Raw genomic sequence first — 8,248 nt, 5'->3', positions numbered from 1 at the left:
GTCTTCGCGTGTCTGGCGCTCGTGGCGCTGATCGGAGCGACGCTGCTGATCGCGCAGGTGGGCTTCGTGGTGGTGGCGCGCCATCGAGCGCAGGCGGCGGCGGATCTGGCGGCCATCGCCGCGGCGGACGCATTGGTCGAAGGCGCCGACGCCGCATGCGACAAGGCCGCAGAGCTGGCGCGGCGGATGGGGACACGAATCCGCGCGTGTACGACAGTGGAGTGGGACGTCACGGTGACTGTCGAAAGGAATGTACCAATAGGTCTGTATGGCGATCGCATCGTTCGGGCGAGCGCGCGAGCCGGACCGGTTGAAGAGTGACGGAGTTCGATACACACTCGCGCTTACGTCGCTTCCGGTAGCGGAAATCGGTAATTCTACTGGCCGGTTAAAAGCGGGCTCGGGGAATTCCCCGGCAGAGTCCGGATATCAAAAACGAATGGATGCGCATGTCCGCAATGACGGCGGTGGCAATAGTCTAGTTAACATGAATCTATTCCTTTTTATTCGGGAGAGGTGAAGCGTCGCCATTCCACTAGGAGGTCTCCCAACCCCACCAGCATGTGCCCTGGCAAGGTCCACAACCGGTCACGGCCCAGGCTCCGCGCCGTCACGAATCGGCCGACACGGCCTCATCGGCCGATAGTTCGGCCAGGACAGCGGTGAGCAGGCGTGCCGCTGCCGCCTTGTCCAGCGGATGGTTCCCGTTGCCGCACTTGGGCGATTGGACGCAGGACGGGCAGCCCGCCGCGCAGTCGCAGGACTGGATGGCCAGCCGTGTCGCCGAGAGCCACTGGCGCAGCCGGGCGAACCCGCGCTCGGCGAAACCCGCCCCGCCGGCTTGGCCGTCGTAGACGAAGACGGTGGGCAGCCCGGTGTCCGGATGCTCGGCGGTGGAGACGCCGCCGATGTCCCAACGGTCGCAGGTCGCCACCAGCGGCAACAGTCCGATCGCCGCGTGCTCGGCCGCGTGCAATGCCCCGGGAACGTCCTGGGGTTCGATTCCCGCCGCGGTCAACAACTCCGGGGTCACCGTGTACATGACCGCCCTGGTGGGCAGCGTCTGCGGCGGTAGGTCCAGTTCGACCAGGTCGAGCACTTCGCCGGTGACCAGTGTGCGCAGGTAGCCGATCACTTGGCTGGTGACCCGCACCTGTGCCAGGCCAACCGTCACGTGACCGTGGTAGCGGTGCTCGGTCACCGTGTCGACGGCGATCGAGGTCACCTGACGCGCGCTGGTGGTCCACCCGGGCTCGGCGGCGTGCACGAAGGCTACGCCATCGTCGAGATCCAGCTCGTCGACCACGTAGGTCTCGCCTTGATGCAGGTGAACGGCGCCCTGGTGCAGCGTCGCCTGCGCCCGCCCCGCGTCGGCGGTGCCCAGCAGCCTGCCGGTCTCGCCGTCCACGATGGCCACCGGAGCGCCGATGCCGCCCCGGACGTCGACCGCGTCGTGCGGCTGCGTCTCCGCGGTCACGTACCAGCGCGCGCCTTCCGCTGTGCCACGCCGCCTGATCAGCCCTTTCATGGACAGATCGGCCAGTACCTCGCGGGCACCGAAGTCGTCCACCTCGGCGTCGGTGAGCGGGAGTTCGAGCGCGGCGCAGAGTAGTTGCGGCCCCAGCACGTAGGGATTTCGTGGATCGGTGATGGTGGCCTCGACCGGCTTGTCCAGCAGCGCTTCGGGATGGTGGACGAGGTAGGTGTCCAGCGGATCGTCCCGCGCCACGAGCAGGACCAGGGAACCCTGGGTGCGCCGTCCCGCCCGTCCGGCCTGCTGCCAGAACGATGCCACCGTGCCGGGAAAACCGGAGATGACCACGGCATCCAGTCCCGCGATGTCGACGCCGAGCTCCAGCGCGTTGGTCGTCGCCGCGCCGAGCAGCGATCCGTCCGACAGCGCCGCTTCCAGATCGCGCCGATCCTCCGCGAGATATCCCGCCCGGTAGGACGCCACCCGCGCGGCCAAGTCGGGGTCGACCTCGGCCAACAACCTTCTGGCCTCCATCGCGGTCAGCTCGGCGGCTCGGCGCGACCGGACGAACGTCAAGGTCCGCGCCCCTTCGGTCACCAGATCCGCCATGATCCGCGCTGCCTCCGTGGTGGCCGCTCTGCGCACCGGCGCACCGTTCTCGCCGGTCACCGCGGTGAGCAGGGGCGGTTCCCAGAGTGCGACCGTGCGCGGGCCCTGCGGCGATCCGTCCCGGGTGACCGCGACGCACGGCGCGCCGATCAGACGTGACGCGGCCGCCGCCGGTTCGGCCGACGTCGCTGAACAGAGCACGAATACCGGATCGGCGCCGTATCGCGCGGCGATCCGCCGCAGCCTGCGCAGCACCAGCGCGACGTGGGAGCCGAAAACGCCGCGATAGGCGTGGCATTCGTCGACCACCACATAGCGCAGCTTGCGCAGCACGCGGGCCCAGCGCTGGTGTGACCGCAGTATGCCCAGGTGGAGCATGTCGGGATTGGTGAAGATCCAGCGCGCGTTCGCGCGTACCCACTGGCGGATCTCGGCCGGTGTATCGCCGTCGTAGGTGGCCGGATGCACGTCGCGCAGCGGACCTTCGTGGGTCAGCGCGCCGATCGCGCGCAATTGATCGGCGCCCAGCGCCTTCGTCGGCGACAAATACAGTGCGGTGGCCTTCGGATCCGCTTGCAGTGCCGTGAGCACCGGCAACTGGTACCCGAGCGATTTGCCCGAAGCGGTCCCGGTGCTCACGACCACGTGCCTGCCGCCGAACGCCGTATCCGCCGTCTCCACCTGGTGGCGCCACGGCGCGTCCACGCCCGTGTCGCGCAATGCCGCAATCACTTCCGGCGATGTCCAGGTGGGCCAGGCGGAGTGCTCGGCGGGCCGCGCGGGCAGCTCGACCACATGGGTCAGCCGGGGGTCGTCAGCCGGGCCGCCGGTTAGGACACGATTCAGCAACGATGTCCCGTAGCTGAGCTCGGTTCGAGGCCGCGCACGCGGCGCTGAGGCGGGCCGATTCACGCGGCGAACCCCGCAACACGCTCGGGAAGTGTGAAACGTGTGTGTCCGGCAACCGCCACCTGCCATTTCGATACCAAATAGCGACCTGGGTCACAGCTTCTTTGCTGAACGCCGACTCGGTTATCAGCAAGCAAACGAACCCCAAGTCTGGATTCCGCCATTGTGTCCCTCACCTGCGCATTCGCAAGATCAACTTTTTTGCAAATTGTCGGTAACTCGACTGTTGAATTGCCCGAAGACATGGTTCACTGGTTCCTGGTCGCAAGCTTCTGTGTTCGAGGGACGGATCCAAAGTCCAAACCGTCAGCAGGATCGATGTTGCGAACGGTGTGCTTGGTGCTTTCCTGCAGGGGGAACCAACAGTACAACGGTCACAACGGACCCGGTGGACGAACCCAGTTGTCCGCCGTTCCGGTAAGAAAAGAGAAGGAACAGAATGGCACAGGGAACTGTGAAGTGGTTCAACGCGGAGAAGGGGTTCGGCTTCATCGCGCCGGAGGACGGCTCCGCTGACGTCTTCGTCCACTACTCCGAGATCCAGGGTTCGGGCTTCCGCACCCTCGAGGAGAACCAGAAGGTCGAGTTCGAGGTCGGCCAGGGCACCAAGGGCCCGCAGGCCACCGGAGTGCGTGCGCTCAGCTGAGCGGCGCGAGATCCACAGCTCGTCCCTCACCACCGGCAACGGGGTGGGGGACGAGCTATATCTGGGGTAGTCACGCCCCGCGTGAGCCGGCGGAACGGCCCGCTGAGCACGCCGCGGCGCAAGCGTGGCGAAAAGACAAGGCATACTGATTCGAACTGACGCGCGTACGCTCAGTGGTTCGAGTCGCAAGCACTCGACCACACGCGGCGTCACGGTATAAACGTGTCTGGTGCGACGTTCAGCCGTCGCAGCCGCTTACCCCAGCCGCGCACAGCGGGAAACAACGCAGCGCGGGTCGATCAGGAAAGGTGTATTCGCCGGTGGCAACACGAGACCGCGGTGCAGCCGACCAGGGCCGTGCCCTGCGTCGTCTCGTGATCGTCGAGTCCCCGACCAAGGCCCGCAAGATCGCGCCGTACCTCGGGCGTAACTACACGGTCGAGGCGTCGGTCGGTCATATCCGGGATCTGCCGCGGGGCGCGGCCGACGTCCCGGCCAAGTACAAGGGCCAGTCCTGGGCGCGGCTCGGCGTGGACGTGGACAACGACTTCGAGCCGATCTACGTCGTGAGCCCGGACAAGAAGGCCAAGGTCACCGAGCTCAAGAGCCTGCTGAAGGACGCCGACGAGCTCTATCTGGCCACCGACCCCGACCGCGAGGGCGAGGCGATCGCCTGGCACCTGCTGGAGACGCTCAAGCCCAAGGTGCCGGTCCGGCGAATGGTGTTCCACGAGATCACCGAGCCTGCCATCCAGGCCGCGGCCGCGGACACCCGCGATCTCGACAACGACCTGGTCGACGCGCAGGAGACCCGCCGCATCCTGGACCGCCTCTACGGCTACGAGGTCAGTCCGGTGCTGTGGAAGAAGGTCATGCCGAGGCTGTCGGCCGGCCGCGTGCAGTCGGTGGCCACCCGGGTGATCGTGCAGCGCGAGCGCGAGCGGATGTCGTTCCGTTCCGCCGAGTACTGGGACATCGCCGCCAAGCTCGACGCGGGCAACGGGGAGGGCGGCGACGCCACCAACCCCAGGACCTTCGGTGCGCGGCTGGTCGCCGTAGACGGGGCGCGGGTCGCCACCGGACGAGATTTCGGATCGGACGGGCAGCTCAAGGCCGCCAGCAGCGTCGTCGTACTGGACGAAGGCTACGCACGGCGACTGGCCGAGGCGCTGGACGGCGCCGACTTGGTGGTCTCCTCGGCGGAGGCCAAGCCGTACACCCGCAAGCCGTATCCGCCGTTCATGACCTCGACGCTGCAGCAGGAGGCGGGGCGCAAACTCCGTTTCACCTCCGAGCGGACCATGCGGGTCGCGCAGCGGCTGTACGAGAACGGCTACATCACCTACATGCGCACCGACTCGACCACGCTGTCGGAGTCGGCCATCGCCGCGGCCCGTGCCCAGGCGACTCAGCTCTACGGCGCCGAGTACGTGCACCCGACAGCGCGCCAGTACAACCGCAAGGTGAAGAACGCGCAGGAGGCGCACGAGGCGATCCGCCCGGCGGGCGACACCTTCGCGACGCCGGGCCAGCTGCACGCGCGCCTGGACAACGACGAGTTCCGGCTCTACGAGCTCATCTGGCAGCGGACCGTCGCCTCCCAGATGGCCGACGCCAGGGGCACCACGCTGACGCTGCGCATCACCGGCGTCGCAGGCACCGGCGAGGAATGCGTGTTCTCCGCGTCCGGCCGCACCATCACGTTCCCCGGCTTCCTCAAGGCCTACGTGGAGAGCGTCGACGAGGAGGCGGGCGGCCAGTCCGACGACGCCGAGTCCAGGCTGCCCGCGCTGGATGAGGGCCAGGCGGTCACCGCGGTCGAGCTGAATCCCGACGGGCACAGCACGAACCCACCGGCGCGCTACACCGAGGCGTCGCTGATCAAGACGCTCGAAGAGCTCGGCATCGGCCGTCCGTCGACGTATTCGTCGATCATCAAGACGATCCTCGACCGCGGTTACGTCTACAAGCGCGGCAGCGCCCTGGTGCCGTCGTGGGTGGCGTTCGCCGTGATCGGCCTGCTGGAAGAACATTTCGGCCGACTGGTCGATTTCGACTTCACCGCCGCCATGGAGGACGATCTCGACGCCATCGCTGGTGGGCGCGAGCAGCGCGGAAACTGGTTGTCCAGCTTCTACTTCGGTGGCGATCACGGCGTGGAAGGCTCGGTCGCGCGGTCCGGCGGTCTGAAGAAGATGGTCGGGGAGCGGCTCGACGACATCGATGCGCGAGAGATCAACTCCATCAAACTGTTCAGCGACTCCGCAGGACGTGATGTCGTCGTCCGGGTCGGTAAGTACGGTCCGTACTTGGAGCGGATGGTCACCGATCCCGATGACCCCGAGGGCAATTCGGTGTCCCAGCGGGCCAATCTGCCGGACGACCTGCCGCCGGACGAGCTGACGCCCGAGGTGGCCGAGAAGCTGTTCGCGACGCCGCAGGAAGGACGTTCGCTCGGCGTCGATCCCGAGTCGGGGCACGAGATCGTCGCCAAGGAAGGGCGTTTCGGTCCGTACGTCACCGAGATCCTGCCCGAACCGCAGGCCGCCGACGGACCGGAACCCGCCAAGAAGACCGCGAAGAAGGCCGCGGCGCCCAAGCCGCGCACCGGTTCGCTGTTCAAGTCCATGGACCTGTCCACCATCACCCTCGACGACGCGCTGAAGCTGCTGTCGCTGCCGCGCGTGGTCGGCACCGACCCGGCCAGCGGCGAGGAGATCACCGCGCAGAACGGGCGTTACGGGCCCTACTTGAAGAAGGGCACCGACTCGCGGTCGCTGAACACCGAGGACCAGATCTTCACGGTGACGCTGGATGAGGCGCTGAAGATCTACGCCGAGCCCAAGCGCCGGGGGCGGCAGGCCTCGAGCGCCGCCCCGCTGCGTGAACTCGGCAACGATTCGGCCAGCGGTAAGCCGATGGTGATCAAGGACGGCCGCTTCGGCCCGTACGTCACCGATGGCGAGACCAACGCGACGCTGCGCAAGGGCGACGAGATCGAGTCGATCACGCCCGAGCGGGCCATGGAACTGCTCGCCGACCGGCGGGCGCGCGGACCGGTGAAGAAGGCGGCCAAGAAGACCGCGGCGAAGAAGGCGCCCGCCAAGAAGGCAGCGGCCAAGAAGACCGCCGCCAAGAAGGCGACCACCACCAAGACGGTGGCCAAGAAGACCGCGGCGCAGAAGACGGCGGCGAAGAAGACCGGCGTCGGGAAGTCGTGAGTTCTCGGCTCATGGCGCTGCCCGTAGCGTGTGCGCCATGAGTACAGAACAGGAACGCGAGGATCTGATCGCGATGCTCGCCGACCAGCGCGCGCTTTTCCGCATCACCCTGCGCGGCGTCGACGATGAGCAGGCGCGGCAGCGGACCACCGTGAGTGAACTGACCCTCGGCGGTCTGCTGCACCACTTGGTCAGCTGCGAACGGCACTGGACCTCGGTGATCGTGGAGCGGGACGAGAACGCCGAAGTGGACGTCTCCAAGTTCGGCGGCGAGTACGTGATGGCGGCCGACGAAACCGTGGCCGGTCTGCTGACCACCTGGGACGAGGTCGCCGCGGCCACGGCGGAGCTGATCCGCTCGGTGGACAGCCTCGACAGCTCGATCCCCACGCCGACGGCGCCATGGGCTCCGGAGCGGATCTGGCAGTCGGTGCGCTACACGGTGCTGCACATTCTGCGCGAGATCGCACATCATTCAGGCCACGCCGACATCATCCGCGAGGCGCTGGACGGAGCGAACAGCACAGCGCAGCGCGCCTCGTAGTCGCGAACCCGGGTGAGCGGCGCCGTGGGTGCCGAGAATCGCGGCGGTCCGGCATCCGCGAGGTGCTGGGCGGTGCGAATAGCACAGCGCGCCTCCTAGTCACGCGAGCCGCGGCATGCGGCGCCATGGGCCACCGAGATCGCGGCGGTCCGGCATAGCTGTGCGGCCGAGGCGGGGTGTGTCCGGTGGAGTTGGGTGGTGTGTGGCTGAGTCGGGGTGCGGTCGAGCCGGGGTACGGCCGAGTCGGGTGTGCGCGGCTGAGCCGGGCGGTGTGGTCGAGCCGGGGATGCGACTGAGCCGGGTATGCGCGGCGAGGCCGGGCGTCGTGCGGTTCAGCCCGGGCGGTGCGCGGCGGTCGCGCGGCCGAGCCCGGGTAATGCGTAGTTGAGCGGGGGTGCGCAGGCCGGGTGGTGTGCGGCGGAGCTGGGCGGCGTGCGGCTGAGCCCGGGTAATGCTCGGTTGTCAGGTAATGCGCAGCCGAGCCGGTTCCGCGCGGCTGAGCCGGGTGGTGTGTGGCTGAGCCGGGTGGTGTGGCTGAGCCTGGGTGGTGCGCGGTTGAGCCGGTGCGGCAGGTGACGTCTGGCTGGCGGTGTGTGAGGTAGCCCAGTTAGGGCGCGGCCGAGTCGGATGTGCGGCGCGGCTTGGACGATCGGATTCACCTGCGACGCGATCGGTTTGGTTGATTCGGTCATGCCGCGGCCTCGTGGCCGAGGGCTTCGGCGACGGCGCGGCTGAGCCAGGTGGTGTCACGCTGAGTGGGATATGCGGCGGAGTCGAGTGATGTCCGGCAGAGCCGGGTGTGCGCGGCAGAGCCGGGCGGTGTGGTCGAGCCGGGTGTGCGGGGC

The 8,248-nt window shown here is 67.8% G+C and carries 5 protein-coding genes; 4 read left to right on the top strand and 1 reads right to left on the bottom strand.

All coding sequences use genetic code 11. The features are described from left to right. Positions 1 to 321 (top strand): Rv3654c family TadE-like protein (locus HOV91_RS37775; RefSeq protein WP_246351545.1); only part of this gene is annotated, 321 nt, incomplete at its 5' end. A 289-nt stretch (positions 322 to 610) separates the two neighbouring features. Here HOV91_RS37775 and HOV91_RS37770 read toward each other — a convergent pair. Beyond that, positions 611 to 2,932, bottom strand: coding sequence for a DEAD/DEAH box helicase (locus HOV91_RS37770; RefSeq protein ID WP_246351543.1), 2,322 nt, complete (start codon positions 2,930 to 2,932; stop codon positions 611 to 613). Between the two features lie 499 nt (positions 2,933 to 3,431). Between HOV91_RS37770 and HOV91_RS37765 the strand changes: the two genes are divergently transcribed. From HOV91_RS37765 to HOV91_RS37755, 3 genes are all read left to right on the top strand, one after another. After that, a complete protein-coding gene (locus HOV91_RS37765; RefSeq protein WP_011206895.1) occupies positions 3,432 to 3,638 on the top strand; it encodes a cold-shock protein in 207 nt (68 codons plus the stop codon). 320 nt (positions 3,639 to 3,958) lie between these two features. Further along, complete coding sequence (topA, locus tag HOV91_RS37760) at positions 3,959 to 6,859, top strand: type I DNA topoisomerase (RefSeq protein WP_174189990.1); 2,901 nt, start codon at positions 3,959 to 3,961, stop codon at positions 6,857 to 6,859. Positions 6,860 to 6,896: 37 nt separating this feature from the next. Further along, positions 6,897 to 7,403, top strand: coding sequence for a mycothiol transferase (locus tag HOV91_RS37755; RefSeq protein WP_174189989.1), 507 nt, complete (start codon positions 6,897 to 6,899; stop codon positions 7,401 to 7,403). Positions 7,404 to 8,248: the final 845 nt, after the last annotated feature.

This window comes from Nocardia barduliensis (genome assembly GCF_013315795.1).
Classification (GTDB): Bacteria; Actinomycetota; Actinomycetes; order Mycobacteriales; family Mycobacteriaceae; genus Nocardia; species Nocardia barduliensis.
This window is presented reverse-complemented; position numbering and strand designations above follow the sequence as displayed.

Coding starts and splice junctions, on each gene's coding strand:
- HOV91_RS37765 (WP_011206895.1), top strand. CDS start 3,432: ATGGCACAGGGAACTGTGAAGTGGTTCAACGCGGAGAAGGGGTTCGGC.
- HOV91_RS37755 (WP_174189989.1), top strand. CDS start 6,897: ATGAGTACAGAACAGGAACGCGAGGATCTGATCGCGATGCTCGCCGAC.